Origin of the sequence: Nitrosospira sp. Nsp14, assembly GCF_900113575.1 — a bacterium.
Classification (GTDB): Bacteria; Pseudomonadota; Gammaproteobacteria; order Burkholderiales; family Nitrosomonadaceae; genus Nitrosospira.
On the sequence record NZ_FOPV01000041.1, the window covers coordinates 1 to 2,627 of the forward strand.

Annotated in this window: 1 protein-coding gene; it reads left to right on the forward strand. The window is 55.1% G+C overall.

Annotated elements, in window-relative coordinates; translation table 11 throughout:
* Positions 1 to 66 precede the first annotated feature (66 nt).
* The coding region (locus tag BM022_RS14910) for an efflux RND transporter permease subunit (RefSeq protein ID WP_091140561.1) at positions 67 to 2,627 on the forward strand (2,561 nt) is incomplete at its 3' end.

Consider the following 2,627-nt stretch of genomic DNA (forward strand, 5'->3'; position numbering starts at 1 on the left):
AGGCGAGGCGCCTGCTGCTTCAACCCAGCCGCAACCCGAAAAGCAGACCTGAGCTCGAACTAACTCATGACCAGATTCTTCATCACCCGCCCGATCTTTGCATCGGTGCTGTCCATCATCATCGTACTGTCAGGGCTGGTCGCCGCGCTGCAGCTTCCCATCGCTCAGTACCCCCAGATCGCGCCTCCGACTGTGCTGATCACCGCGACGTTCCCGGGCGCGAGCGCGGACACACTGACCAAAACCGTAGCCGCCCCGATCGAGGAGCAGCTGAGCGGTGTCGAAGGATTGCTTTACTTCGACTCCAGCTCCGACTCCAGCGGCACGTTGACCATCACCGCTACATTCGAGCTGGGCACAAACATTGATCAGGCCACGTTCAATATCAGTAATCGCGTGAATATTGCGTTGCCTCGTTTGCCCAACGAGGTTCGCCAAACCGGCATCATCGTGCAGAAGCGTTCGACCGATCTTTTGATGGCAATAGCGATGACGACGGAAGATAAAAAGTATGACACGCTTTTCCTCAGCAATTACGTAACACTCAATATGCTGGATGAGCTGAAACGCACGAAAGGCGTAGGTGAAGTGAGTTTGATGGGTACCCAGAACTATTCGATGCGTATCTGGCAGCGTCCCGATCGCATGGCCCAACTGGGAGTTACGACCAGTGACATCGTTGCGGCTGTCAAGGTGCAAAACGCGCAATACGCAGCGGGCAAAATCGGGCAGGAACCGGCAACGTCTGATCAGCAGCTGATCTATACGGTGAACGCCAAAGGCCGGCTACTGGAACCCGAGGAATTCGCTAACATCATCGTGCGCGCCGATGGAGCGCGTGGCGTGCTCCATCTTAAAGATGTGGCACGTCTCGAGCTTGGTTCACAAGACTACAATATCCGTAACGCGATGGACGGCGAGCCTGTGGTCGGCATTCTTATTTACTTACAGATCGGTGCAAACGCGTTGGAGACCGCTGAGGCGGTCAAAGCGAAAATGGAGGAATTGAAGCAACGCTTTCCGGAAGGAATGGGTTATGAGCTACCCTACGACACAAGCCATTTTGTCAAAGCCTCGATGTGGGAGGTGGTAAAAACACTCGGCGAGGCGATGGTGCTGGTGATCCTGGTCGTCTATCTGTTCCTGCAAAGCTGGCGCGCGACCCTGATTCCCCTCATCGCCGTGCCCATTTCGCTGATAGGCACCTTCGCCGGCCTGTGGATGTTTGGCTTCTCCATCAATACGCTTACGCTTTTTGCCATGGTCCTGTCCATCGGTATCGTGGTGGACGATGCGATCGTGGTGTTGGAAAACATCGAGCGCCTGATGGACGAGGAAAAGCTTTCGCCAATGAGAGCGGCCATCCGGTCCATGGAGCAGGTCGCGAGTGCAGTCGTGGCCATTGTATTGGTGCTGTGCGCAGTTTTTGTGCCGGTCGCTTTCATGGGCGGAATCGCCGGCGAACTCTACCGGCAGTTCGCGGTAACCGTCGCGGTTGCTGTCACCATATCCGGCGTGGTCGCGCTGACGCTGACGCCCGCCTTATGCGCCATACTGCTTAAGCAGACGCACGGAGAGTCTGCATTCTTCCGTTCATTCAACAAGGGGTTCGGGCGCTTGACCGATTTTTATACCGGTACGGTAACCCTGACATTGCGACATACTGTCATCGGCATGCTCGTATTTGCCGTCATCATAGTTCTCGCGATCTATCTGGTCTGGACCGTTCCCAATAGTTTTGTGCCTCCAGAAGATCAGGGTTATGTCGTAGCATCAATTATCATGCCCGATGGCGCCACGCTGGCACGAACCATTAAAACTACGGAGTCCTTGCGCAGCACGATGGCGAAAGAACCGGCAGTCGCCACCCAGTTTGCAGTGTATGGGTTCGATCTAATCGGGAATGCCAATAAGCCCAACGCGGCGACAATGTATGTCGATATGAAAGACTGGTCCGAACGTACTGCCAGCGCAGGGGACGTGATAAAGAAGTTGTTCGATGCCGGTTCACAGTTACCGGATGGATTGGCTATCGCTTTCAATCCGCCGACCATCCATGGGCTGGGTAATGCAGGCGGCTTCGAAGTCTACGTGCAAAGCCGCGCCGGTGCCAATCCGCTTCAATTATCCAGCGTAGTCAACAATTTTATCGAAGCATTGAACCAGGAACCACGACTCGCACCCACCACCACCTTTTTTCGTCCCACGGTGCCGCAATTCTTTGTCGAAGTGGATCAAGCCAAAGCGATATCGCAGGGCGTCGCGGTTGCGGATGTGTACGCCACCTTGCAAAGCATGATCGGGTCACTCTATGTCAACGATTTTAATCGCTCTGGACGGACTTACCGTGTGCAACTACAGGCTGACGCGGAGCACCGGATGACCGAGCAAGACTTGGGCAGAATGTACGTGCGCGCTGAATCCGGCGCGATGGTGCCACTATCCGCGTTGAGTAGGGTAGAAAGTGTTATCGGTGCCGAACAGTTGGAGCGCTTCAACGGCCTGCTTGCGGCTAAATTGTTCGGTAGTGCAGCCCCTGGCGTAAGCTCGGGTGACGCGATCAAGCTGGTAGAAGAAATTGCGGAGAAGAGCTTGCCGGATAACTACCAGATTGCCTGGACGGCGCA